20 protein-coding genes and 2 riboswitches are annotated in these 24,855 nt (G+C 59.4%); of the genes, 14 read left to right on the top strand and 6 right to left on the bottom strand.

The genetic code is table 11. The annotated features are described in order from the left end of the window. Positions 1–510: 510 nt before the first annotated feature. From ATY80_RS14320 to ATY80_RS14340, 5 genes are all read left to right on the top strand, one after another. The gene (locus tag ATY80_RS14320; protein ID WP_088693055.1) at positions 511–3,549 is read left to right on the top strand and encodes a helicase-related protein; all 3,039 of its coding nucleotides are present in this window, start codon (positions 511–513) and stop codon (positions 3,547–3,549) included. A gap of 4 nt (positions 3,550–3,553) precedes the next feature. Next, complete coding sequence (locus ATY80_RS14325; protein WP_088693056.1) at positions 3,554–3,958, top strand: RNA-binding S4 domain-containing protein; 405 nt, start codon at positions 3,554–3,556, stop codon at positions 3,956–3,958. Between the two features lie 194 nt (positions 3,959–4,152). Next, positions 4,153–4,491 (top strand): ferredoxin FdxA, encoded by a 339-nt coding sequence (fdxA, locus tag ATY80_RS14330; RefSeq protein ID WP_088693240.1) that lies wholly within the window; start codon positions 4,153–4,155, stop codon positions 4,489–4,491. Positions 4,492–4,889: 398 nt separating this feature from the next. Continuing rightward, positions 4,890–5,462, top strand: coding sequence for a CarD family transcriptional regulator (locus ATY80_RS14335; protein ID WP_007528356.1), 573 nt, complete (start codon positions 4,890–4,892; stop codon positions 5,460–5,462). Between the two features lie 376 nt (positions 5,463–5,838). Then, on the top strand, positions 5,839–6,702 hold the full coding sequence (locus ATY80_RS14340; RefSeq protein WP_007528357.1) for an RNA polymerase factor sigma-32: 864 nt from the start codon (positions 5,839–5,841) through the stop codon (positions 6,700–6,702). A 51-nt stretch (positions 6,703–6,753) separates the two neighbouring features. Here the strand turns inward: ATY80_RS14340 and ATY80_RS14345 are convergent, their stop codons facing one another. The 5 genes from ATY80_RS14345 to ATY80_RS14365 form a co-directional block, all read right to left on the bottom strand. Beyond that, entirely contained in the window at positions 6,754–8,298 is a 1,545-nt protein-coding gene (locus tag ATY80_RS14345) for a M48 family metalloprotease (protein WP_088693241.1), read from the bottom strand. A 247-nt stretch (positions 8,299–8,545) separates the two neighbouring features. Then, positions 8,546–9,262, bottom strand: a complete 717-nt coding sequence (locus tag ATY80_RS14350) for an ATP-binding cassette domain-containing protein (protein ID WP_088693057.1) — start codon at positions 9,260–9,262, stop codon at positions 8,546–8,548. Further along, on the bottom strand, positions 9,255–10,889 hold the full coding sequence (gene thiP, locus ATY80_RS14355; RefSeq protein ID WP_088693058.1) for a thiamine/thiamine pyrophosphate ABC transporter permease ThiP: 1,635 nt from the start codon (positions 10,887–10,889) through the stop codon (positions 9,255–9,257). Before thiP ends, ATY80_RS14350 begins: the two co-directional genes overlap by 8 nt. Continuing rightward, complete coding sequence (gene thiB / locus ATY80_RS14360) at positions 10,889–11,917, bottom strand: thiamine ABC transporter substrate binding subunit (RefSeq protein ID WP_088693059.1); 1,029 nt, start codon at positions 11,915–11,917, stop codon at positions 10,889–10,891. The genes thiP and thiB overlap by 1 nt, the downstream gene beginning before the upstream one ends. A 46-nt stretch (positions 11,918–11,963) precedes the next feature. Next, positions 11,964–12,074, bottom strand: a riboswitch (TPP riboswitch). Positions 12,075–12,133: 59 nt separating this feature from the next. Then, positions 12,134–13,666, bottom strand: coding sequence for an MDR family MFS transporter (locus ATY80_RS14365; RefSeq protein ID WP_088693060.1), 1,533 nt, complete (start codon positions 13,664–13,666; stop codon positions 12,134–12,136). A 119-nt stretch (positions 13,667–13,785) separates the two neighbouring features. Here ATY80_RS14365 and ATY80_RS14370 point away from each other — a divergent pair, with 119 nt between their 5' ends. The 4 genes from ATY80_RS14370 (at position 13,786) to ATY80_RS14385 (ending at position 17,601) form a co-directional block, all read left to right on the top strand. Continuing rightward, positions 13,786–14,316 carry a MarR family winged helix-turn-helix transcriptional regulator gene (locus ATY80_RS14370; RefSeq protein ID WP_088693061.1) on the top strand — a complete coding sequence of 177 codons (531 nt, stop codon included), beginning with the start codon at positions 13,786–13,788 and terminating at the stop codon, positions 14,314–14,316. Positions 14,317–14,364: 48 nt separating this feature from the next. Further along, the gene (locus ATY80_RS14375; RefSeq protein WP_088693062.1) at positions 14,365–15,015 is read left to right on the top strand and encodes a thiamine diphosphokinase; all 651 of its coding nucleotides are present in this window, start codon (positions 14,365–14,367) and stop codon (positions 15,013–15,015) included. 3 nt (positions 15,016–15,018) lie between these two features. Then, positions 15,019–16,845, top strand: coding sequence for an ABC-F family ATP-binding cassette domain-containing protein (locus tag ATY80_RS14380; protein WP_088693063.1), 1,827 nt, complete (start codon positions 15,019–15,021; stop codon positions 16,843–16,845). Between the two features lie 138 nt (positions 16,846–16,983). Beyond that, a complete protein-coding gene (locus tag ATY80_RS14385; protein ID WP_088693064.1) occupies positions 16,984–17,601 on the top strand; it encodes a DUF5666 domain-containing protein in 618 nt (205 codons plus the stop codon). Positions 17,602–17,605: 4 nt separating this feature from the next. Here the strand turns inward: ATY80_RS14385 and ATY80_RS14390 are convergent, their stop codons facing one another. Beyond that, entirely contained in the window at positions 17,606–19,432 is a 1,827-nt protein-coding gene (locus ATY80_RS14390) for an ABC transporter ATP-binding protein/permease (protein WP_088693065.1), read from the bottom strand. A 150-nt stretch (positions 19,433–19,582) separates the two neighbouring features. Then, a riboswitch (SAM riboswitch) is annotated at positions 19,583–19,660 on the top strand. Between the two features lie 35 nt (positions 19,661–19,695). On the opposite strand from ATY80_RS14390, the gene metA reads away from it, so the two are divergent. From metA to nagA, 5 genes are all read left to right on the top strand, one after another. Continuing rightward, positions 19,696–20,619, top strand: coding sequence for a homoserine O-succinyltransferase (gene metA, locus ATY80_RS14395; protein ID WP_088693066.1), 924 nt, complete (start codon positions 19,696–19,698; stop codon positions 20,617–20,619). Between the two features lie 134 nt (positions 20,620–20,753). Next, positions 20,754–21,776 (top strand): aldose epimerase family protein, encoded by a 1,023-nt coding sequence (locus ATY80_RS14400; protein WP_088693242.1) that lies wholly within the window; start codon positions 20,754–20,756, stop codon positions 21,774–21,776. Between the two features lie 114 nt (positions 21,777–21,890). Beyond that, positions 21,891–22,664 (top strand): GntR family transcriptional regulator, encoded by a 774-nt coding sequence (locus ATY80_RS14405; RefSeq protein WP_088693067.1) that lies wholly within the window; start codon positions 21,891–21,893, stop codon positions 22,662–22,664. Beyond that, positions 22,661–23,692 carry an SIS domain-containing protein gene (locus tag ATY80_RS14410; protein ID WP_088693068.1) on the top strand — a complete coding sequence of 344 codons (1,032 nt, stop codon included), beginning with the start codon at positions 22,661–22,663 and terminating at the stop codon, positions 23,690–23,692. Before ATY80_RS14405 ends, ATY80_RS14410 begins: the two co-directional genes overlap by 4 nt. Next, positions 23,692–24,843, top strand: a complete 1,152-nt coding sequence (gene nagA, locus ATY80_RS14415; protein WP_088693069.1) for an N-acetylglucosamine-6-phosphate deacetylase — start codon at positions 23,692–23,694, stop codon at positions 24,841–24,843. Before ATY80_RS14410 ends, nagA begins: the two co-directional genes overlap by 1 nt. Positions 24,844–24,855: the final 12 nt, after the last annotated feature.

Here is a 24,855-nt window from a genome sequence, read left to right on the forward strand (position 1 = left end):
CAAGTCCTCAGCCTCATTACACCTGGAATGGACAAGAAACACACATCACCGTTTTTTGTTCCAAATGTATCAACCGTTCCACTTTGGCGGAAAAACCACTCAATCAGGCCCCGTTTTCGCTTCCGGTGAGTAACGTTGACATCATCAGGCGAGACTCGAGCCGAAATGGATCGTCGATTTTCCGCGAAGGGCTGTTGACAGCCCGGATGCAAAGCGAGCCGCACGTATAGCGAGAATCTTGCGATTCAGCATCTTGTGGGAAAAAGCGATTCAAAATCAATACTTAGCCGTGAACAAACACTGAATCAGCCGGAGTCAGCGATTCGTCTCCGATTCGTTCTCAAGCTGTTCCGAATCGCAAAACGAGCAATCTGCAAGCTTTTCGCGCAACAGAAACCGCAGAGTAAATTCAAATCAGCCCTTGCGTTTGGGGCAACGGCTGTCCATGTGTTGTCTGCTTCGGAGAGGAGCTGACTTGACCTGGGGCACCCTCGCCTCATCTGCAGGACTATGACACTGACATCGCAGCCGATGATACTGAGCGGGCGCGGAGTAACCGCGGTGCTCGGACCAACCAATACCGGCAAGACGCATTATGCCATTGAGCGCATGGTTGCTCATGGCACCGGCGTGATCGGGCTGCCGCTACGGCTGCTGGCGCGTGAGGTCTATACACGTGTCGCCGAAAAGGTCGGGGTTCAAAACGTTGCATTGGTGACGGGCGAAGAGAAGATATCGCCTCCCAACGCCCGCTTTTCGGTCTGTACTGTCGAGGCAATGCCACGCGAGACCAAAGCCGCTTTCGTCGCGATCGATGAAGTTCAACTCGCCGGCGACCTCGAGCGAGGACACATCTTCACGGACCGTATTCTTCACTTGCGCGGCCGCGACGAAACGCTGTTGCTCGGCGCCGGTACCATGCGCCCGATCCTGCAGCAACTGCTCCCCGGAATCACCGTCGTCGAACGGCCGCGCCTTTCCCACCTGTTCTATGCGGGCCAGAAGAAGATCACCCGCCTGCCGCAACGCTCGGCGATCGTCGCCTTCTCCGCGGACGAAGTCTATGCGATTGCCGAGTTGATCCGCAGACAGCGCGGCGGAGCGGCAGTCGTTCTCGGAGCTCTCAGTCCACGCACCCGCAATGCGCAGGTAGCGCTCTATCAAGCCGGAGACGTGGAATATCTGGTCGCAACGGACGCGATCGGCATGGGTCTCAATCTTGACGTCGATCATGTCGCCTTCGCGCAAGATCGCAAATTCGACGGCTATCAGTTTCGCAATCTCAATCCCGCCGAGCTCGGGCAGATTGCCGGCCGCGCCGGACGGCATGTTCGCGACGGGACGTTTGGTGTCACGGGCCAGGTCGATCCCTTTGATGAGGAACTGGTCGAACGCATCGAAGGCCACGAGTTCGACAATGTGAAGGTGCTGCAGTGGCGCACCAAGAACCTCGACTTCGGCTCGCTTCACGCGTTGCGCGCGAGCCTTGAGAACGGTCCGACGGTCTCCGGCCTGACACGTGCTCTGCCCGCCGTCGACCAGCAAGCGCTGGAGCACCTGTCGCGCTACCCCGAAATCATCGATCTTGCCGATAACCCGGCGCGCGTCGAGAAGTTGTGGGAGGCCTGTGCACTTCCGGACTATCGACGCATCGCACCGGCTCAACACGCCGATCTGATTTCCACCCTCTTTTCCGATCTCGTCCGCTATGGCACGGTAAACGAGGACTTCCTTGCCGAGCAGGTGCATCGCGCGGATCGAACAGACGGTGAGATTGACACGCTTTCGGCGCGAATCGCGCAGATAAGGACTTGGACCTATGTATCGAATCGGCCCAATTGGCTTGCCGATCCGACACACTGGCAGGAAAAGACGCGGGAAATCGAAGATCGATTGTCCGATGCGTTACATGAAAGGTTGACGAAACGCTTTGTTGATCGCAGGACATCTGTGCTCATGAAGCGCCTGAGAGAGAATGCGATGCTGGAAGCTGAAATCAGTGTAAATGGCGATGTCTTCGTTGAAGGACATCATGTGGGGCAACTGTCGGGATTCCGGTTCACGCCCATTTCGGGAGCGGAGGGACCGGACGCTAAGGCCGTTCAGTCTGCTTCGCAGAAGGCGCTCGCTCTGGAATTCGAGGCACGCGCGGCTCGCCTCCATGCAGCCGGCAATGGCGATCTCGCGATCGGCTCCGACGGTTCGATCCGCTGGTTGGGCGACCCGGTGGCGCGCCTGGCAGGCAGTGATCATGTCATGCGCCCGCGCGTCATCATCCTCGCCGATGAGCAGTTGACCGGCAATGCCCGCGACCACGTGGCTGCTCGTATCGAGCGCTTCGTAAATCATCACATCAGCACCGTTCTGAAACCGCTTGACGACCTGTCTCGCGCGGAGGATCTGCAGGGCCTGGCAAAGGGCCTGGCATTTCAGCTCGTCGAGAACCTCGGCGTGTTGTTCCGGCGTGATGTGACTGAAGAGGTAAAGTCGCTGGATCAGGATGCACGCGCTTCGATGCGCCGCTACGGTGTCCGCTTCGGCGCCTACCACATCTTCGTCCCCGCCCTTCTGAAGCCCGCCCCGGCAGAGCTCATCACGCTCCTCTGGGCACTGAAGAACGACGGTCTCGACAAGCCCGGCTACGGCGATCTCATTCCCGTGCTGGCCGCAGGCCGCACGTCGGTTGTCACCGATCCAGGTTTCGAGCGCACCTTCTACAAGCTGGCCGGCTTCCGGTTCCTTGGTAAACGTGCAGTGCGCATCGACATCCTGGAGCGTCTGGCCGATATCATTCGCCCTCTGCTCCAGTGGAAGCCGGGCCAGGCCAATCGTCCGGAAGGCGCATATGACGGCCGCCGTTTCACGACGACGACCGCCATGCTTTCGATCCTTGGCGCAACGCTGGAGGACATGGAAGAGATCCTGAAGGGACTCGGCTATCGCGCCGATGCTGTTAAGGCAGAGGAGGCGGCCGCCCATCTGTCGGCCCAAGACGCTGCAGCAACGCCCGCAACCGAGACTACGGTTGAGGACAATGCAGAGAAGGCGGATCACGACGATGCCGACAGCGCATCGGAAGAAACCGCTTCGGAAGCCCCCGCTGTTGTTGAAGGGGTGGCTACCGAACAACCGGTCGCCGCAAACTCCGAAGAAGCGGAGGAGCCGAAGCCGGTTCTTCTCTGGCGCCTTGGTGGCCGTACGGACAATCAGCGTCAGGCTCGCAACCCGGGCGAACGCCGTGGTGGCAACAATCGCGGCCAGGACCGCGGATCCGACCATCGTCGTCAGGGTGGTGCAGGTGGAGAAGGCCGCGACGGCAATCGCCAGCATCACGGCAAGGATGGCGGCAAGCCACATCAGGGACGCGGCGACCGCAGCGAGCAGCGCGGCGACCGTCAGGACCGTGGCGATCGCAAGGATCGCAACAACAACCGTGGCGGCCCGCAGCCGTTGCGCTTCGAGGCAAAGCCGCCGCGTAAGGAAAAGCCGATCGATCCGGATTCTCCTTTCGCGAAGCTCGCTGCCTTGAAGGAGCAAATGAAGAAGTAAGCGGATGGGCGGGGAGACACAGCCAGGAAGCGGTTCGCGGCAACGCATCGACAAGTGGCTGTTCTTCACGCGCATGGTTAAATCGCGCTCGCTGGCACAAGGCCATATTCAATCCGGACATGTCAGGATTAACGGCGAGCGGGCCCTTCAGCCGAGTCAGACGGTCAAGGTGGGCGACAGGGTCGAACTGGCGCTCGAGCGGCGCGATGTTGTCCTCATCGTCAAATCAGGCGGTGAGCGACGCGGCCCCTATGAGGAAGCCCGGCTGCTTTATGAGGATCTGACGCCGCCACCCGACGAGGCGAAGCGCCTCACACCTTACGAGCAGGCAATGCGGGCAACGGGAGCAGGGCGACCCACAAAAAAGGAACGCCGTGCAATCGACAAGCTGATGTCGGACGAGGATTAGAAAACTCTGTCCGAACTGTGGGGTTTTGCGATTTCTTTATTCTTGAAATCCGCAGATAAAGCCGATACGTGACAATCAACTTGCCGGATAGCGTGACTGCCTCCCAAGCATCTCACTGCTTCCTTTCCGGTTGGGGGAAAGGCGCGACGTTCCAGGTTGCCCGGCCCCGTTGTATGGAAGTCCTGGAGTTCTTCATGACCTATGTCGTGACCGACAATTGCATTCGCTGCAAATATACCGACTGCGTGGAAGTCTGCCCCGTTGACTGCTTCTATGAAGGCGAAAACTTCCTCGTCATTCATCCTGACGAGTGCATCGACTGTGGTGTTTGCGAGCCGGAATGTCCCGCCGAGGCGATCAAGCCGGACACGGAGCCAGGCCTCGACAAGTGGCTCAAGATCAACGCCGAGTATGCCAGCATCTGGCCGAACATCACGGTCAAGAAGGATGCCATGCCCGAAGCGAAGGAAATGGACGGCGAAAGCGGCAAGTTCGAGAAGTACTTCTCGAAGAATCCCGGAGCCGGCGACTGATACTAAAGTTCCAAGCTTAGGCCTGAAACCGGGTTCAGTGACCAAGAAAAATAGCTGAAGTGTGCCTGCGGCATATGGGTGTCATGTGTTGCGCGCATGACTCAGCCGCAGTAAATTATTGATTTCCTCATATTTTTGTGATAGCTTCCTCACACTGATCCATTTGCGGCATGAAGCATGCCCAAACCACCACGAAAGCAAAACAAATCCAAAAACGCGGTTTCCGTGACATATCAACGCCTTGAGCCGTGAGGTTCTAAGCTTGTGCGCATGGATGTGTTTGTTTTTGTCCAGTGGGACCAGAAGTAAGTCACCCGACGGATCTGACCGTCTCATCCGGGCCTGACTGACCCGGCTCCGGCTGCAGCCGGAAGCGTAACAGGGAGTGTTTGAATAGAATGACGACCCAGCAGAAAAAACCTTCTTCCGCACGTCACGGCTTCAAGACCGGTGAATCGATCGTGTACCCCGCACATGGCGTCGGTACCATCAGCGCCATCGAAGAGCAAGAAGTAGCAGGCATGAAGCTTGAACTTTTCGTTATCGATTTTGAGAAGGACAAGATGCGCCTGAAAGTGCCGGTCGCGAAGGCTATGAGCATCGGCATGCGTAAGCTCTCCGAAACCGATTTCGTCGAGCGTGCGTTGAAGGTTGTGCAGGGCAAGGCGCGCGTCAAGCGTACCATGTGGTCCCGTCGCGCCCAGGAATATGATGCCAAGATCAATTCCGGCGACCTCATTTCCATCGCTGAAGTTGTCCGCGACCTCTATCGCGCCGAGAACCAGCCGGAACAGTCCTATTCCGAACGTCAGCTTTATGAAGCTGCGCTTGACCGCATGGCACGTGAAATCGCTGCCGTGAACAAGATGTCGGAAACCGAAGCTGTCCGCCTCGTAGAGACCAACCTTAACAAGGGTCCGAAACGCGGCAAGGCAATCGAAGAAGACGAATCTCAGGATGAAGCTGCGTAAGCTCTCTGTTTTTTCTGCAAAAAACCCGGCCTAGTGCCGGGTTTTTTATTGGAACTTTTTCAGTGCTCGCGCGTTTCAAGAATGTAGCTGCGGACCGCGTCGGGAACTGACATCACCCTCGAACGCTCGCATCCCTGTAAACGTTCGATGAGGAGCGGATCATGCCTTCCACGTTCTGCCTATCCGGCAACTTGAAGAAACTGGTCCTACCCGGCCGTATTACCGGCGCATAACCCTAAGCTAGGGCCCCATCTGGAAACGTCCAGAGTTCGGGGCCTTTATACGTTCAAGACATGAATTTGGTCTGGGCAGCAATGTCCGGAAGCAAGGATTCTTTGCCCTTTTTTGGCGTCACGCCTGAATTCAGGAGACCGATATGAAGAACATGTCAGCAGACCGGCGCATGATTAAAATCGCCATGGCGGCTCCCTACCTTGCCCGCGAAGAGGAACACGATCTCGCAATCCGCTGGAAGAACAATGACGACCGTGGCGCCCGCAATCAGATCGCCATGGCCCATATGCGCCTCGTCATCTCCATGGCGGGTAAATTTCGTAACTTTGGCCTGCCGATGAGCGACCTTGTGCAGGAGGGCTACGTCGGTCTGCTGGAGGCCGCAGCGCGCTTCGAGCCGGAGCGTGATGTCCGCTTCTCCACTTATGCAAGCTGGTGGATCCGAGCCTCCATCCAGGATTACATCCTTCGCAACTGGTCGATTGTTCGCGGTGGCACGAGTTCTGCCCAGAAGGCCCTGTTTTTCAATCTTCGTCGTCTGCGCGCCAAGCTCGCCAGGGGCGACACGCAGCTCACGCTCCAATCCATCCACCAGGAGATCGCGGCCGCACTCGGCGTCAGCCTTTCAGACGTCCAGACGATGGATGCCAGACTTTCAAGCAATGACGCCTCGCTGCAGGCACCCTCGGTTTCCGGCGATGCCGACAGCGCCGAGAAGATGGACTTCCTCGTCAGCGATGAGCCTCTGCCTGATGAGCAGGTATCGAACATGATCGACGGCGAGCGTCGCCGCAACTGGCTCGCTTCTGCCCTAAAGCACCTCAATGAGCGTGAAATGAAGATCATCAGCGCCCGGCGGCTCGCGGAAGACGGCGCTACGCTTGAGGAACTCGGCGCGGATCTCGGCATTTCCAAGGAACGCGTCCGGCAGATTGAAAGCCGGGCGATGGAGAAACTGCGCAGCGCGCTCGTCAGCGCGGACCCCTATATGGCCGCATCCGCCTAAAAGAGCTTACTCCCAGCGATGGAACTGGCCCGGTGAAAGCCGGGCCCCTTTTTATTCCGCGATAATCTTGACGCGGTCGCCCGGGGAAACGGAGGCACCCGTCGGCAAAGCATTGATAAGCTTGAAGAGATCGAGCTTGCGATCCGTGCCCATCATCCGCGCAGCAAGCGTCGTGATGTTCTCGCCCGGCCGTACTTTGACGACCCTGACCCGCAAGGGCTTCAAGGAAGCCGTTTCTTCCGGGGTCATGCGGCGGAAGCTTGCCCGCAACACATCGGCGGTCTGCTGCAGCGTCGCGCTACCCTTCGGCACGGCCGTCAGGAACCGGAAGATCTGTGCGTTGTTGCGGATGACGGTGACGTCGAAGTCCCAGCGATCTGCGCTCGCCCGCGCCGTCGCGGCCTCCATTCCATTGACCGTGATCTGCTGAATGGTCGACGGATCAAGGCCGGTAACCCAACCGCTCGAGATGTAGTTCGTCAGGCTCTGGTTCTGATTATCAGCAACGCCGTCAAAACGGATCGCAACATCGCCGGGACCGGTCGCCATGACCGCCTCGACCTTGTTGTCGATCTTGAAATCAGGAGGCACGTCGAAGCGAATACCGAGACCACCGTGCAGGAAGGTCTGACCGCGCACATACCCTTCCTCCGGACTGTCGCCGTAAAGTAGGCCGTCGATTCCGTCGAGATAGTAGTCCCTGCCCGTGTCGCCAACCTTGCCTTCCTGACCGAAAGCACGCGCATGGTCGCGCGCAAGTTCGATACGCTGTGCCGAGTTCGGATGGCTGGACAGGAAGTCGAGGCTCTGATCCGCCTCAGGATCGACCGACATGAAACGGCTATAGGCAGCCATGGAATCCAAGAACCGCGCAGCAGCATAGGGATCGTAGCCTGCCTCGCCGAGCATGCGGACGCCGATCACGTCTGCCTGCAGTTCCTGCTGCCGCGAGAACGCTGCCAGTCGCAGCTTGCCACGCGCCAGCGCCTGCTTTCCGGCAATGTCGCTCGACAACACTTCGGCAACGACACGGCTGGCGATAACTTCCGCTTCCTCGCGCTTCTGCCGTTCGATGCCATGATTTGCGGTAACGTGGCCCATCTCATGCGAAAGAACAGCAGCGACCTCGGAGGCATCGTTGGCAAGCGCCAGCAAGCCACGCGTCACATAGAGATAGCCGCCGGGCAAGGCAAACGCGTTGATAGCCGGCGAGTTCAGGATGGTGATGCGATAGGACTGACTCGGATTCTCCGAGACCGCCGTCAGTGCGCCCGCGATACGGGCAACCAAGCGCTCGGTCTTAGCGTCCTTGTATTCACCGCCATAGCTCGCGACGATGCGCGGATGCTCGCGGGCGCCCATGGCAGCGCGCGGATCGTTCTTCTGCACTTCATCGACGATCTGCGGATTGGAGGAGGGTGCAACGCTTGGCTGATAGGACTGCTCGAGAATGGATTGGCAGCCGTACAACGCAACGCTTGTCGCACACACAAACGACACCCGTCGTACCAAGCGGCACGCAGACGAGAGCACATCACTGGAAGGCGCGGGGAATTTCCACGTCGGCATACTGTCCAGTCTGGCTCTCCAAGTCATTTTGCTTGTCGGCCGGTCCGCTTCCGCGACCCGGTCGGTCTCATGGTGATTCAACAGGCGTCCGTCCCCGTTCTTGCACTGCACAATCGGGGACACAAGTCTTTGCTGTAACTGATTTCCGCATCGGTTGCATAGCGAGACTCTGACTAAATGTGGCGCCGTTGTATTTTAGCAAGCCTAACGTGCTTTCGAGTTCCCTCGGTCGCCTCAAATTATGGCGAAAGTGCCGTTACAGCTGCCAGATTCGTCAACTGCGGAGAAATTGCGCCAATCCGGGATGATCCTCGTGGCCCAGAAATTCATCCATCGGAGCGGCCACGACAATCCTGCCGTCTTCGATAAAAAGGCCGAAGTCTGCGATGCGTCTGACCTCGTCAGGATCATGCGACACGACGACGACGGTATTGCCGGTCTCGCGATGCATGTCGAGCAGCAGCGCCGCCATTCCATTTCTCAAGCCGGGATCAAGCGCCGCGAAGGGCTCGTCAAGCAGAAGCACTGGGCGATTACGAACAAGAGCACGCGCGAAGGCCACGCGCTGCCGCTCCCCGCCGGAGAGCGTCCCCGGCATTCGCCGCTCAAAACCGGCGAGCCCCGCCTTTTCAAGCGAAGACATGATCGATTGCCGATCAGCAGCCCTGAGTTTCATTGCCGGGTTAATGCCAAGGCCGATGTTAGTAAAAACATCGAGATGCGCGAACAAATTATTGTCCTGGAATACGAGCGAGACGGCGCGTCGGGCCGGATGCTCGCCGGTTACATCCTTTCCCGCGATCAGTATCCGCCCTCGAATGGCCGTGTCGAAGCCGGCAAGCAGGTTCAGGAACGTCGACTTGCCAGCCCCCGAAGCGCCCGTCACTGCAATCACCGCACCGGCGGGAAGCCGGCAATCGAAGTGAAACTCTTGCGCGCCAAGTTGGAGACCGACATCGCGCATCTCGACCGAGAACTGCGGATCACCCATGGAGAGCCACCTCTCGCCGCGCAGGCCCCATGGTGCCGGCGATCGTCAGCAGCAGACAGACGATACCAAGGATCAGCGCCAACCCATCCGCATCGTTCGTCCGGTAGCTCCCCATGCGGCTATATACGAGCCAAGGCAGCGTGACGAAACTATCCGAACCGAACAGCGCGACGGCGCCGAGGTCGCCGAGCGACAGCGCCATCGCAAATGAAAATGCCGTGAGCATAGGCTTGAACAGGGCGGGCATGTCGATGAGACGTAGTTGCACCCAACCTGTGACACCGAGGCTCGCCGCAAGTTTCTGCGTCCGGCGTTTGTGAACGATGAAAGCGGGCTCGAGAACGCGCATCACAAAGGGCAGAGACATCAAAGCGTTAATCGCGACGATCAGCAGAGGAGTGGCTGCGCTCACATCACTGAAGCTTCTCAGCGCGAGAAACCAGCCCGTCGCAAGGACGATCGGTGGCACGAGCAAGACCAGCGACGACGCGCCACCCATGGCGGCAAAGAATGCTCCCGCACCCGAGACCCCTGGACGTCGGAGAAGCACCGCCCGGCGTGCACTCACCAGCATCATCGAGATCAGCAAAGCGAGGACCGCTGCGGAGACTGAGATGGCAAGGCTGGTGCCAGCCGACTGCCAGAAAATGGGTTCGCGCAACAGCTTCATAAGATCAGACCGAAGGCCTGCGAAAACCACTGACATCAGAGGCAAGCCCAGAAACAGAGTAGCAAGCAGCAGGACGCTGCCATCCAAAAGCCGCGCACCCGGCAGTCCCCCATCCGGGCGCCTGACGGCCTTACCGGCCGTCGTCCCCTCATCCTTCGGCGCCGGAAGAAGCGACAGCGCCCCAAGGATCACAGCTGTAAGGACGATCTGAAGCAGGGAGAGCGCGACAGCCCTGCCTGGATCAAAATCGAAGCGCAGCGATTGATAGATAGCGACCTCGACGGTCGTCGCGGCTGGTCCACCACCCAACGTCAGCACCAACGTGAAACTTGTGGCGCAGAGCATGAAGATCAGGCCGGCGATACCGGGAATGACAGAGCGCAGAACCGGCCATTCAACGAAGCGGAAAATCGAGCCAGGCCGCATGCCGAGACCGCTCGCCATCAGCCAATATTCGGCTGGCACGCGTTCCAGTGCTGCCAGCATCAGGCGGCAAGCGAGCGGCATGTTGAAAAAAACATGCGCCAGCAGGATCCCAGAAAGCCCGTATATGCTGATCGGTTCCGCCATACCAAGCTTGAGCAGCACCAAGTTCAGGATGCCCTGTCGTCCCCAGATTCCGATCAACCCAAGGGCCCCGATCAGAACAGGGAGCCCCATCGGCACCGCCATGAGGCGAATGATCCAGATACGGCCGGGGAAATGCCGCTGACGCGCCAGGGCTTGTGCGACCGGAATGGCGAAAGCGATGGAGAGCAGCGTCGAGAGTAGGGCCTGCAACAATGTGAAACGAAGGACCCGCAGGACGTATGGTTCGAACACCGCCGTCAGAGTGGACGAGGTATCGTTCGAGAGAAGTAAGGCAAAGATTGCAAGGCCGACGAAAACGGCAATGCCGGCGAGGCTCGCAGCCCCGCCCAGCATCGCATGTCGCATCTCCGCCTTAGTCAGAAGCATCAATTCATGCTCATGGCAGCCAGCCACTCATCGACCCAGGCCTTGCGGTTTTCGGCGACCTCGTCCGAGCTCATCAGAAAGGTCTTTGACGGATTCACGAGCTTGCCGAACGCATCCGGCAGCGGCTGTGACGTCGCCGAAACTGGCATCATCCAGTTGTTGGTCGGAATGGTATCCTGGAAGCCCGGCGTCACCATGAACTTCAGGAACTCACGCGCAAGCTCCTTGTCGGGCGCATTCTTAAGCAGGCCTGCCACCTCGATCTGTATGTAATGGCCTTCTGAAAATGCGGCCGCCTGATAACGGTCCGTATTTTCCGCGACCATGTGGTAGGCAGGTGAGGTCGTGTAGGAGAGCACCATCGGCGCCTCACCCTTGGTGAAAAGCCCGTAAGCTTCGGACCAGCCGGGGGTCACCGTCAGCACCCGCTTCTTGAGTTTTGCCCAAGCCTCAGGCGCCTTATCGCCGTAAACAGACTTCACCCACAGCAAGAGACCGAGCCCTGGTGTCGAGGTGCGCGGATCCTCTATGACGATCTTTTGCGATGGATCGCCCTCAACCAGATCCTTCATGCTTTTCGGAGGATTTTTGATCGTCTGAGTGTCGTAGATGACGGCGAAGTGGCCGTAGTCGTAAGGCACGAATACGTCGTCTTTATAGTTCCCAGGCACTTTAAGCGCGCCAACATCGACACCGCTCGCATCGAACAGGCCGGTTGCTTTCGCTTCCGTGGTCAGATTCGTATCCAAGCCGAGCACGACATCGGCCTTCGTGCCGGCGCCTTCGAGTTTGAGGCGCGACAACAAGGCCACGCCATCGGCCACGCTGACGAAATTGACGCTGCAGCCGCAGGTCCTCTCGAATGCTTCCTTAACCTTCGGACCCGGACCCCATTCGGATGTGAAGCTTTCGTAGGTGTAAATGGTGAGCGTCTTGTCTGCCGCCTGCGCGCCTGCACCGGCCAGGCAGACAGTCGCGACCAAAGCCGTAGCAAGCAGCGAACGGCTCTTGAACTTGATTTTGAACATGGCACCTCTCCTCTGGTTTTTGCTTGAAGGGGAAAAGGGCGGTGCCAGATGTCACGCGTCTAATCCCTCCGCCGGTGTTAGCCGGATCAGGTTCCGCGGGTTGGCTTTCAGCCTCTCAGCCGCATGCCTGATGGCACGGGCACCCCGTTAGAGCGTTTGAGATGTATCGCCACGCTTGGCGTCTTGCAAGTGGCGGCCTTAGGCCGCGCTCGGCATTTACTCGGCGGCTTCGGCACTTGCCGCCCGCCGCACCTCTGCCACCCGCGGCAACTGCGTCGGCTTCAGCATCACCGCTGCGCAGAGGCCAATGAGAGCGATCGCGCAGGACGCCATGAAAAGCGGCGTGAACGCATTGGCATAGGCCTCGGCAACGGCGTGGTGCGCCTGCTCCGGCAAAGCGGCCAGTATCTTTGGAGTCAGTTGCTCGATGTCGGTTACCCCCGGAATGGAAGCACCCGTCTTGCCGAGCTGCAAACCGACGATCGCCCCGTAAATGGAGATGGCGATCGATGCGCCGCCCATGCGCGACAGCGTCACCGATCCCGTTGCGGCGCCGACGTCGCGCGCCGGGGCGGCATTTTGAACACCGATCACCGGCACCTGCTGTGCGAGGCCGACGCCGAAGCCGTGGAGAGCCATCACCGCCCCGATCAGCATCACCGGTGTCCCGACATGAACCTGCGTGAGCAGCACGAATGCGATAGCACTGCAGGTCAGGCTTGCGATCGCGAACGGCTTGTAGCGTCCGGTCATGGAAATGATGCGGCCCGCGGAGAGCGACCCGCAAACGATGCCGCCGGTCAGAAGAATAAAGAACGCTCCAGCCGCCGACGGTGAAAGACCGGTCGTCGTTTGCAGGAACAACGCGAAATAATTGACCATGCCAATGCCGATCGCGCCACTCATGACAGACATCACAAGCAACAGGCTGAACGTGGAATTGCGAAACAGAGACAAGGGAACGATCGGTTCTGCAGCGCGACGCTCGACGAAAATCCAACCAACGACCGCCGCTACGCCAAGCGCCATGATGGCCAGGTTTTGAGGAGCAATCAGCGAGCCGAAGACCTGTGCGCCATCGGTGGCCAGAACGATGCTTGCCGTCGTCAAGGCGAGCAGCAGGGCGCCGGCGTAATCGATCTTCGGACGGCGGTTGGGCTTCCGGTAAGGCAGCATCAAAGCCAGACCGACAAGGACGACGAAACCGATCGGAACATTGACGAGGAAGATCGAGCGCCAGCCGAAAAGATCGCTCATCGCACCACCGAGAACAGGCCCGATCGCACCGGATGCCATCAACACAAGGCTGGAATAGCTCTGGTACCGCGCACGTTCGCGCGGCTCGAACAGGTCCGCGTTGACGGCGAAGATCGACACCATGATGCCGCCGCCGCCAAGTCCCTGCAGCACGCGGGCCGCAATCAGCGTGTTCATCGACACGGCCAGTCCGCAGACGGCGGAGCCGACCGTGAAGATCATGATCGCGGCCATCATCACGTACTTGCGGCCGAAGAGGTCGCCGAGCTTGCCATAAAGCGGCATCACCGCGCTCACGGCGAGCAGATAGGCCGAGCCAACCCAACTGAACCGCTCGAGGTGGCCGAACTCTCCGACGATCGTCGGCAGAGCCGTTGCGACAATCTGGTTGTCGAGTGTCGCCATGAACATGGCGGCCATCAGGAAAAGGAAGAGGATGAACCGCCGGCGATGATCCGTCACAAGCGGCGCTGCAGCAATTTGAGTGTCCATGAAAGCGTCGTTCCAGCTTAGGGAGTGGCCATTTATGTGCTGTTAGCATATACTTGTCAATGTCACCTGTTTGACATCGGCATATTCTCATTTGCCGCCTGAGATGCTATGTTTCCGCAATGAACGAGAGCTTGACGAACCTGACCGACACCGAGGCCGAGACCCACGAACCGGACATCCTGCGCATTGGTCAAAGCATGACCCGCATGCGCTTGATGACCGGGCGCAGACTGATCGGGAGGCTCGCCATTCAAAGTGTGGCGCCCGGGCTTGAACTGTCCCACCTCGACGTGCTGGACGCGGTGCGGCGCGCACATGAGGTTGGCGACGTAACGGTTGGAACGATTGCCGAAATGATGCGAATCGACCCGTCGCGCGCAAGCCGCATCGTCGCGGAGATGGTGGGGCGGAACATTCTGCGGCGAAAGGCATCTCAAGCGGATGCGCGGCGGATTATCGTCGTCACGACGCCACTTGGACAGAGGCTGTTATCAGAGATACGCGCGCAAAAGCTCGCATTCGTTTCCGAGGTGGTCAAGGACTGGAAGCCTGAAGAGATCGAGGCGTTCGGGGAGCTGTTCGAGAAGTTCATTTCCGGCTTCGAGAGTGTTTTTGAGGCCCGCATCAAGGATATCGCCGACGAAGGCTGAGCTGCGGCCCTTTCCCTTCCCCCCTGCTTTGCGCTAAGGGCAGTGCGCATGAACCAATCCACCTTCACCATTCTCCTTGGCGGCGAGCTGCAGATAACCGATCGCCTGCGAAATGCCATCTCGGGCAGCCGTTTCATTGCCGCCGACGGGGGAATGCGTCATGCGGCAGCACTCGGTGTCGTTCCGGAGTTGTGGGTCGGTGATTTCGACTCGACGCCTGCGGATCTCGAGGGGGCTTTTCCCGGCGTGCCCAGGCAACCTTATCCCGCCGCGAAGGCGTCCACTGATGGCGAGATTGCCGTCTCGGAAGCGATTGCGCGCGGTGCAAAACGTCTCGTCTTGGCGGGAGCCCTTGCGGGTGAGCGTTCCGATCATGCCATTCAGCACCTGCTCTATGCGGTCAGCCTCGCAGAACAGGGTTATGACGTGCTCCTGACGTCCGGCAGCGAGGAGGCAGTGCCGCTAGTTGGCGGCGCAATCGAACTGGACCTGCCGCCTGACAGCCTCTTTTCGGTTCCTGGCTTCAGCGAACTGCGCGGCCTGACGATCGAAAACGCGCGCTACCCGCTGGCCGATTTCCATTTGCCCTTCGGCTCGTCGCGTACCATTTCCAATGTCGCGAAGGGCAAGGTGCGCTTTTCGCTTGAGAGCGGCCGCGCCATTGTGCTCGCCCGCCCCTATGACCTTTCCGGAGTCTGATCTTTGGCGCCTCCCATTCTGAAACTCGATGACATCTTCCTCAGCTTCGGTGGCACGCCATTGCTTGCCGGCGCGGCTCTGCAGGTGGAGCCCGGAGACAAGATCTGCCTCGTCGGCCGCAACGGCTCCGGGAAGTCGACGCTGCTGAAAATCGCCGCCGGCCTCGTCGAAGCGCAATCGGGTGAGGTCTTCCGCCATCCCTCCTCGACTGTCCGCTATCTGGAACAGGCCCCAGATTTCGCAGGCTTCAATACCGTACAGGCCTATGCCGAAGCGGGGCTTGGTCCTGGTGACGACCACTACCGCGTGACCTATCTCCTATCGCACCTCGGGCTGACCGGCGAGGAAGATCCCAAAAACCTGTCAGGCGGCGAGGCGCGCCGCGCCGCGCTTGCGCGCGTTCTCGCGCCGGAACCCGACATCCTTCTCCTTGATGAGCCGACCAACCATCTCGACCTTCCGACCATCGAATGGCTTGAAGGAGAACTGCAGAAAAGCCGCAGCGCACTCGTCCTGATCTCCCACGACCGCCGTTTCCTCGAGAAGGTCTCGACGGCGACTGTCTGGCTAGACCGCGGCACATCGCGGCGGCTCGACAGGGGCTTTGCCCATTTCGAAGCCTGGCGTGACCAGGTTCTGGAAGCGGAAGAGCTCGAGCAACACAAGCTCGGCAAGGCGATCGAGCGCGAAGAGCATTGGCTGCGCTACGGCGTCACTGCCCGACGCAAGCGCAATATGCGCCGCCTCGGCGAACTACAGACGATGCGCTCGCAGTATCGCGGCCACAAAGGCCCGCAGGGCACCGTACAGGCAACGGTTTCCGACGCGCAGGAGTCCGGCAAGCTCGTCATCGAGGCCGACAAGATCACGAAGACGTTCGGTGATCGGCCGATCGTCGCTCCCTTCTCCATTCGCGTGCATCGCGGTGATTGCATCGGTCTCGTCGGCCCGAACGGGGCCGGGAAGACCACACTGCTGAAGATGCTGACCGGACAGATTGCGCCGGATAGCGGCACCGTCAAGCTTGGAACCAATCTGGAAATCGCGACGCTGGATCAGAAACGCGAAGACCTCAATCCGGAAGAAACGCTCGCCCACTACCTGACGGATGGGCGCGGTGAGAACCTCCTCGTCAACGGCGAGCAGCGACATGTGACGGGCTATATGAAGGAGTTCCTGTTCCAGCCCGAACAGGCGCGTACGCCGATCAGGAACCTTTCCGGCGGCGAGCGAGCGCGGCTCATGCTGGCCCGCATTATGTCGCGTCCGGCAAACCTGCTGATCCTCGACGAACCGACCAACGACCTTGATATCGAGACGCTGGATCTGCTGCAAGAAATCGTCGCAGGCTTCCCGGGTACTGTAATCCTTGTCAGCCACGACCGCGACTTCCTCGACCGCACCGTGACATCGACGATCGCGCCGGCAGTTCCAGATGCACCTGATGGGCGCTGGATAGAATACGCAGGCGGCTATTCGGACATGCTTGCGCAGCGAAAGGGCGCGGTCGAAGAGCGGAAGAAGGCTGAAAAGGCGGCGGAACGATCAAAGCCGCAGGAAGCAGCAGCTTCCTCCGATACGGCGAAAGGAAAGGGCAAGCTTTCCTACAAGCAGAAGTTCGCTCTCGATAATCTTCCAAAGGAAATGGCCAAAGCCGAAGCCGAGATCACCAAACGCGAGGAGCGGATGGCAGACCCCAGCCTGTTCACCAAGGACCCTACCACATTCAACCGCTTAGCAGCAGAAATGGAGAAGCTCCGGGACAGTCTGACAAAGATGGAAGAGGAATGGCTGGAGCTTGAGATGCTCCGGGAGGAATTGGAAGGCTGAGGCATCTCTCGCCCGCTAATCCATCCGTCTGTTTGCTACGCAACCTGGCTTTCACGTTTCATTGATTCGTCAGCCTTCGATCGGCCGGACTAAGCTGCACCCGTATTCGCAGCTTGCACGACGGCAAGGAAGCAGACCATGCCACAAAATCTCAAAGTATCTACCGCGCTCCTCTGGGTCGCGGGTTTCCTCACTATTGCATCGCACGGCGCGCTTGCCCAAGAAGCGCAGCGTGTGCGTGGAGCCATTGAAAGCCTGAATGGCAACACGTTGGTGGTCAAAACACGGGAAGGCACCGATCAGACGATAACATTGAAGCCGGACTGGAAGGTCCGCGGCATCAAGAAGGCCTCTGTTGACGACATCAAACCGGGCGACTTCGTTGGCGTTGCATCGCTGCCGAAAGTTGACGGCGGCGACAGCGCTCTTGAGGTGCTGATCTTTCCAGCAGCCATGAAGGGCACCGGAGAAGGCAGTCGCCCCTGGGACCTGAAGCCAAACAGCACGATGACCAACGCAACCGTCGCTAAGGCTGTCAAGGCAATCGACGGCCACACCATCACGCTCACCTACCAGGGCAAGGAAAAGACGATATCCATTGCCGACGATACACCCATCGTTACCATCGCCCCTGCGGGAAAGAAGGACCTTATCGCAGGAGCGCGCGTGATCGTAATGGGTGAAAAAGCTGCCGACGGTACTGTGTCCGCAACAAATGTCACGGTCGGCACAAACGGCGCCATACCTCCGATGTAAGTGATCAGAGTGCTGGTGCCGGCGCGTTCGGGGCTTTTACCACAACCTTCGCTTCAGGCTTCGCGTGCAGGGCTTCGAGATGCAGCACGCGCGGCTTGAAAGTCTCGACGTAAGTGTCTGACCGGCCGATGTAGATCATCGTCGCCTCTGGCATGGAGGCGAGGACCTGCATCATTGTGGATTGCCATTCCGGCTCCATGCCCTCCAGCACTTCGTCGAAAACAATCCATTTCGGCCGCACGAGCAGCAGGCGAGCGAACCCGATCGCCCGCTGCTCGTCTGAGTCAAGCAGCTTGTCCCAGCGGGCTCGGGTATCAAGTCGAGAAACCAGATTTTGGAGACCTGCCTTTTCCAATGCCGCAACGACATCGGCATTCTGATAGGCGTCCACAGGTTCCGGAAACGCCAATGCTTCGCGAAGCGAACCACCCGGGATGTAGGCCGATTGCGGGATGAAAAGCATATCGTCCGTGGGCGGTAAACCGATCCTGCCGCCACCGCACGGCCACAGCTCGGAGAGTGCAAGGAAAAGCAGTTTGCGGTTCACGTTGTGATCGCCGTTGATCATGACATTTTCGCCGGCCTTGATCGTCACCGCGCTTTCCTGCACACGAAAGCCACCGCACTGATCAATATCTTCGCCGATCTTGGCGGCAATCCGGACATGGTCCAGCGTCAGGATTCCGGGAGGATTCCGTTCGTACTTGATCGTGCCCTTCAGATTGATCTCATCGCTCATGCTGGTGAGCGCCTGCCGGAAATCGGTGACGCGCATCAGCGTGGCGCGCCATTCGGCAATGGGGCCAAAGTTCGCGACATACCAGCGAAGGGCGGTATTGACTTGGTTGAAGGCGCCGACCGACACCATCAGCTGCCCGAACGTCAGTCCACCGGAGAAGTAGGCGGGCGCAGCAACGATGATCGGGATAACCACGACAAGCCAGCCGTAGCCGGCCGATACCCAGGTGAGGTTGACGTTGGCCATCGCCACCCGCTTGATAACAGCAAGTACCGCACTGATGTCGGTATTGATACGCTGCTGCTCATTCTCCTCGCCGCGAGCCACAGTAATCGCCGGCATGTTCTCATTGGCATGCATCAGCGCGAAGCGAAGTTCCGCTTCCTTCGAAAAACGGTCGGCATTGAGCTTCACCAGCTTGCGGCCAACCAGCTGACTGAGAATCGATGCGGACGCCGCATAGAAGATTGCCGCCCAAACCATATAGCCCGGAATGGAAAAGGAGCGTGTGCCGAAATGGAAGACAAATCCGCTGGAAAGGTCCCATAACACGCCGATAAAGCTGATAAGCAGAATCGTCGCCTGTACCAGCCCGATCATCAGGCTGGTTGTGCTCTCGGCGAGATTGCGGGCATCTTCGTGCAGGCGCTGATCGGGATTGACACCGATGAGGCCGCTGGCCGAAAGCCGCAGCGCGCGCTTGCGTTGGAGCCATTGGTTGACCAGATCGCGTGTCAGGCCTTCGCGCATATAAAGCGCGGTCATCTGGTTTAGCCAAGCCTGTACGACATTGAGCAGCAGCAGCATGCCTGCGATCAGGGCAAAGACCTTCAGCTGATGGAAGAAACCAGGCAGATCGCGCCGAGCGATGCTATCGTAGAACGGCGCATTCCACTGGTTAAGGATGACGGTCGCATAGGCAGTGGCGAGAATGATGGCGATCAGCGCGGTCGCGATCACCAAGACCCTTCCCCGCACGGGCGAATGCCAGAAGGCCGAGAACATGACCCTCAAGCGATAGCCCAGGCTCAGATCGTATCCTACTCTGTCCTGCCCTTGAATGCTTGGCCTGCCTTCGAGGTCATCTGCCATTACGCGTCCCTAGCCATCATTCTACTTCAATAAACATGGTGTTTCGCTGTGTCCACCAACAGATTCTAGCAGTCATTAACGCTGCGGTGACTTCATATCGCCCCGACCTTTCGTTTGAGCAATTGATTCGCGGATCGAGTGACGCTATTTAAGACGCTCCGTGGTGATTTGGCCGGCCGGCTTGCAGCCACGTTAAAGAAGTTGCTAAAGGGCCGCGTGCGGACCGATAGCAATGTATTCGTTGTTTTGATCGAGTGACCGCAATGCCCATCAAGATCCCCGATACCTTGCCTGCGTTTGAGACCCTGGTTCACGAAGGCGTGCGCGTGATGACCGAGACGGCGGCAATCCGTCAGGACATCCGTCCGCTGCAGATCGGGCTGCTCAATCTCATGCCGAACAAGATCAAAACGGAATTGCAGATGGCCCGTCTGGTCGGCGCCTCTCCGCTGCAGGTCGAGCTTTCGCTCATCCGCGTCGGCAACCACAAAGCAAAAAACACCTCGGAGGGCCATCTTCTCGCCTTCTACCAGACGTGGGAGGAAGTGAAGCACCGCAAATTCGATGGTTTCATCACGACAGGCGCGCCGATCGAGACGCTGCCTTACGAAGACGTGAACTATTGGGGCGAAATGCAGCAGATTTTCGACTGGACAGAGACCAACGTCCATTCGTCGATGAACGTTTGCTGGGGCGCGATGGCCGCGATCTATCACTTCCACGGTGTTCCCAAGTACGAACTCAAGGAGAAGGCCTTCGGTGTTTACCGGCACCGGAACCTGAAGCCGTCGTCGGTCTACCTGAACGGCTTCTCCGACAATTTCGAGGTCCCTGTTTCGCGCTGGACGGAGGTCCGCCGCAGCGACATCGAGAAATCGGGAAGCCTGGAGATCCTGATGGAATCCAGCGAAATGGGCGTCTGCCTCGTGCACGAACGCAAGGGCAAGCGGCTCTATATGTTCAATCACGTGGAATATGATTCAACGTCGCTTTCCGACGAATATTTCCGCGACGTGAACGCCGGCGTGCCGATCAAGATGCCGCACAACTACTTCCCGCACAACGATCCGTCGCTGACGCCGCAAAACCGCTGGCGCAGCCACGCACACCTGTTGTTCGGCAACTGGATCAACGAGATCTACCAGACCACACCCTACGATCTCAACGATATCGGCAAGAGCGACTGACACGAGCTGATGCAAGGCGGCTGGCGGAACGAATGCCGGGTCCGGCCGCGTTTCTTTTCGACGACACCGTTGCGGTTTGTGGCAAATAGGGGCAGGTTCCCTGCCTCAATCGAACATATATCTGGATGGTCGCTATGGCGGAAATGTTGAAACGGGAAGTTTTTGGGCAGACCCAGTCGGGCGAGACCGTCTATCGTGTTGAGATCAAGGGTGGCGGGCTCACGGCCAAAATCATCACCTGGGGTGCCGTCATTCAGGATCTTCGCCTTGACGGTCACGATGCGCCGCTGCTGCTCGGCTTCGATGATTTTGACAGCTACCCCGCCCACTCCTCCTACTTTGGCGCGACGCCCGGGCGCTGCGCAAACCGCATCGGCGGCGGCAAGTTCACGCTGGATGGCAAGAGTTATCAGCTCGATCTCAATGAGAAGGGCGTGACCCACCTTCATGGCGGCAAGGACAACATCGCCAAGCGGAACTGGACAATCGTCGAGCATGATCTCGACCGCGTCGTGCTGAAGATCGTCGATCCGGACGGTCGCGGCGGTTATCCCGGCAACTGCACCATCCAGGCAACTTACTGGGTGCATGGTGACGGCGAATTTTCTGTCATCTACGAATCGACGAGTGATCAGCCGACGATCGCCAACGTCTGCCAACATGCCTACTTCAACCTCGACGGCCGCGAAGATGCGCTCGGCCACGACATCATGATTGCAGCCGAGGGCTACCTCGTGACAAACGAGTTGCAGATCCCGACCGGAGAGGTGCGGCCCGTCGCCGGAACGGTCTTCGACTTCCGTGAGATGTCGCCGATGAAGCGGTTCGACGGGAGTGAGCAGGCGCTCTACGATCACAATTTCTGCCTCTCCACCGAACGCATTGCAAAACGATCCGTCGCGCTTGCCCGCAGCCTGAGCTCAGGCGTTTCGCTGGAAGTCCGCACGACGGAGCCCGGCATACAGTTCTACGCCGGCTTCAAGCTCGACGTGCCTGTACCCGGCCTGGACGGACGCAAGTACGGTCCGTTCGCCGGCTTCTGCCTGGAAACGCAGGTTTGGCCGGATGCAATCAACCACGAGGGCTTCCCCAATGCGGTTCTGCGTCCTGGCGAAGTGCTGCGTCAGGAAACGGACTACATTTTCTCGAAGAGCTAACGCCTTCGTTCGGCTCGAAGAAACAAACCCTTGCAGGTCGCCTGCGAGGGTTTTTCTTTTTCCGACTGATTTTCCCGCTTGCGATTGGTTCTAAATAGGTTCTATTATTGAAACATGAATAGAACCAGTCTGATAGCGGAGCTGAACAGCCGTGGCCTGCGCGGCGTGGCGCTTAGCGGGCCGCTTTACAAGCGGTTGGCGCAGGCCCTGACCGGCCTGATCCAAGAAGGATTGCTGAAGCCCGGCACGGCGCTTCCCGGCGAGCGCGACCTTGCTGAAGCCCTGAAGGTCGGACGCGTGACCGTTCGGACCGCCTATCGCGACCTAATGAATTCAGGCACGCTTGAATCCCGGCATGGAAGCGGCACCTTCGTCTCGAGCAAGGTCGAGCGGATGGAGCAGTCGCTATGGCGGCTTTCTTCGTTCTCCGCCGATATGCGCTCACGCGGTCGTGCGCCTGCTGCGAGGATCTTGTCTCGAACCGTCAATACGCCATCTCCCGACGAAGCCTTTTTGCTTGGGCTCGGCCTTGATGAACCTGTCCTTCGTTTGGATCGCCTGCGCCTTGCCGACGGCCTCCCGCTTGCGATCGAACGCGCTGTCGTACCGGTGAAGTTCCTGGGAGAAAATGCCGGCGGGGAAGGATCTCTTTACGAAGCGCTTACGGCAAGCGGTCACCGCCCCGTTCGAGCGCTGCAGAGATTGACGGCGGTCACGCTCGATCCGTCATCGGCTGCGGCGCTGGACGTGAAAGCCGGTGCACCCGCGCTGCTGATCGAACGTGTGTCGCGCCTGGAAGACCAGCGTGTCGTTGAATACACCCGCTCCCACTATCGTGGTGATGCATATGATTTTGTTGCGGAATTAAGAATCGGAGATGACCTATGAGTGAAAGCCATTCGCTGATGTTGCAGGAAGCCGGCCAGTCGCCGGAGGTCGTCGCAACGCTGCTTCAGAAAGAAAAGCCCGTCTTCGACGAAATTGCGAAGCTGTTTGCATCAGGTGCGCCGACTGTGGTGACAACAGCAGCCCGCGGATCCTCGGACCACGCAGCGACCTTCTTCAAATACCTGTTCGAGATCACCTGCGGCGTGCCGGTCGCATCGGTTGGTCCGTCGATCGCGTCGGTTTATGGCGCGTCCCTGCATCTCAAAGGCGGCATCCACTTCACCGTCTCGCAATCTGGTGCGAGCCCCGACATCATTGCCTTGCAGGATGCGGCAAAGCACGGCGGCGCAACAACGATCGCCGTCGTCAACGTCACCGACAGCCCGCTCGCCAAGCAGGCCGACATCGTTCTCGGCCTCAATGCAGGCCCGGAGAAGAGCGTAGCGGCAACCAAGTCCTTCATCGCTTCAGTCGCCGCGCTTTCCGGTGTCACGGCAGCCATCAGCGGCAAACGCGACCTGCATGCCTCGCTGGAAAAGCTGCCGGAAGCCCTGCAGGCGACCAGCGGGATCGATACGAAGGCAGCCGAGGATGTACTTTTCGAGGCCAGCTCGCTCTATACGGCCGGCCGCGGCCCCGCTTTCGCTATTGCGCTCGAGGCCGCTTTGAAGGCCAAGGAGACGGCTAGCTTGCATGCGGAGGCCTTCTCGCTTGCCGAACTGATGCATGGCCCGATGCGTCTTGTTCAGCCAGGCTTCCCGATTGTCGCCTTTACGCCTGATGATCCGGCATTCAGCAACAACGTCCAGGCGCTCGAGCGACTGCGGAAACTCGGCGCGACCACCGTGCCGTTCTCGGCGCAGCCAGTCTCCGGTATCAACCTGCAAGTGCCGACGACCGGCAGCGGCCTACTTGATCCGCTCGCTTCGCTGCTGGTCTACTACCGCCTGATTGAGTCGGTGACGCGCCGCAAGGGTTTCGACCCGGACAAGCCGGCCAACCTGCTCAAGGTCACGGAGACGATGTGATGGTTCGCAAGATCTTCTCCGGCGCGCGGATCTTCGATGGTCAGCGCTTCCACGACGACAAAGCGCTCATCGTCTCGGACGGGCGCGTCGAGGCCATTGCAGCAGCAGGCGAACTGCCGGAGGGCGAGCACACGCGCTTTGAGGGCGGTGTCCTCTCGGCAGGCTTCATCGATGCGCAGGTGAATGGCGGCGGTGGCCGGATGCTCAACGACGAGGCATCCGCAGCCTCCATGTACATGATTGCCGACGGTCATCGGCCCTACGGCACGACCGCACTGCTGCCGACGCTGATCACCGATACGTCAGACGCGACCACTGCGGCGATCGAAGCAGCCAAGGAAGCCGTCAAGACGAACCGGGGGGTCGCGGGCCTCCACCTTGAAGGCCCGCATCTGGCGCCGGCGCGCAAGGGAGCCCATCTTGCCGAACTCATGCGCCCGGTCGAAGACAAGGACGTGAAAGCTTTCATTGCGGCAAAGGAGGCGATCGGCACACTGCTGGTAACGATGGCGGCCGAGCAGGTCACGGCGAAGCAGGTGCGTGAACTCAGCGAAGCCGGCGTCACCGTCAGCATAGGCCATTCCGATTGCTCCAGCGAGGCGGCAGAGGCGCGCTTCGACGCCGGCGCGCGTGGCGTGACACATCTCTTCAACGCCATGAGCCAACTCGGCCACCGGGCCCCCGGCCTTGTCGGTGCGGCCATCGACCATCCTTCAGTCTGGTGCGGCATCATTGCGGATGGCCACCACGTCGACCCGAAGGCGCTGCGAACCGCTCTTCGCGCCAAACGGGGCGAAGGTAAGCTCTTCTTCGTCACCGACGCGATGTCGCTGGTTGGATCGGAACAAGACTCCTTCACGTTGAATGGCCGGACCGTCCGACGCGAGAGAGGTGGCTTCTGCTCCAAACTGGTGCTCTCCGATGGCACGCTCGCCGGCTCCGACGTCGATATGGCGTCCACCGTCCGCTATGGTGTCACCTATCTGGAGTTGACCCTCGCGGAGGCCCTTCGCATGGCGACGCTCTACCCGGCGCGCTTCCTGCGCCTTGAGGATCGCGGCCATCTTTCGCCGGGTGCCCGAGCCGATCTGGCGCATCTGACCGACGCCCTGGAGGTCACAAGAACGTTCATCAGCGGCGAAGCAGCCTAGAACGCGAGGACG

Source organism: Rhizobium sp. R711 (assembly GCF_002211365.1).
GTDB lineage: Bacteria > Pseudomonadota > Alphaproteobacteria > Rhizobiales > Rhizobiaceae > Rhizobium.

Coding starts and splice junctions, on each gene's coding strand:
- ATY80_RS14320 (WP_088693055.1), top strand. CDS start 511: ATGACACTGACATCGCAGCCGATGATACTGAGCGGGCGCGGAGTAACC.
- ATY80_RS14325 (WP_088693056.1), top strand. CDS start 3,554: ATGGGCGGGGAGACACAGCCAGGAAGCGGTTCGCGGCAACGCATCGAC.
- fdxA (WP_088693240.1), top strand. CDS start 4,153: ATGACCTATGTCGTGACCGACAATTGCATTCGCTGCAAATATACCGAC.
- ATY80_RS14335 (WP_007528356.1), top strand. CDS start 4,890: ATGACGACCCAGCAGAAAAAACCTTCTTCCGCACGTCACGGCTTCAAG.
- ATY80_RS14340 (WP_007528357.1), top strand. CDS start 5,839: ATGAAGAACATGTCAGCAGACCGGCGCATGATTAAAATCGCCATGGCG.
- ATY80_RS14345 (WP_088693241.1), bottom strand. CDS start 8,298: ATGACTTGGAGAGCCAGACTGGACAGTATGCCGACGTGGAAATTCCCC.
- ATY80_RS14350 (WP_088693057.1), bottom strand. CDS start 9,262: ATGGGTGATCCGCAGTTCTCGGTCGAGATGCGCGATGTCGGTCTCCAA.
- thiP (WP_088693058.1), bottom strand. CDS start 10,889: ATGCTTCTGACTAAGGCGGAGATGCGACATGCGATGCTGGGCGGGGCT.
- thiB (WP_088693059.1), bottom strand. CDS start 11,917: ATGTTCAAAATCAAGTTCAAGAGCCGTTCGCTGCTTGCTACGGCTTTG.
- ATY80_RS14365 (WP_088693060.1), bottom strand. CDS start 13,666: ATGGACACTCAAATTGCTGCAGCGCCGCTTGTGACGGATCATCGCCGG.
- ATY80_RS14370 (WP_088693061.1), top strand. CDS start 13,786: ATGAACGAGAGCTTGACGAACCTGACCGACACCGAGGCCGAGACCCAC.
- ATY80_RS14375 (WP_088693062.1), top strand. CDS start 14,365: ATGAACCAATCCACCTTCACCATTCTCCTTGGCGGCGAGCTGCAGATA.
- ATY80_RS14385 (WP_088693064.1), top strand. CDS start 16,984: ATGCCACAAAATCTCAAAGTATCTACCGCGCTCCTCTGGGTCGCGGGT.
- ATY80_RS14390 (WP_088693065.1), bottom strand. CDS start 19,432: ATGGCAGATGACCTCGAAGGCAGGCCAAGCATTCAAGGGCAGGACAGA.
- metA (WP_088693066.1), top strand. CDS start 19,696: ATGCCCATCAAGATCCCCGATACCTTGCCTGCGTTTGAGACCCTGGTT.
- ATY80_RS14400 (WP_088693242.1), top strand. CDS start 20,754: ATGGCGGAAATGTTGAAACGGGAAGTTTTTGGGCAGACCCAGTCGGGC.
- ATY80_RS14405 (WP_088693067.1), top strand. CDS start 21,891: ATGAATAGAACCAGTCTGATAGCGGAGCTGAACAGCCGTGGCCTGCGC.
- ATY80_RS14410 (WP_088693068.1), top strand. CDS start 22,661: ATGAGTGAAAGCCATTCGCTGATGTTGCAGGAAGCCGGCCAGTCGCCG.
- nagA (WP_088693069.1), top strand. CDS start 23,692: ATGGTTCGCAAGATCTTCTCCGGCGCGCGGATCTTCGATGGTCAGCGC.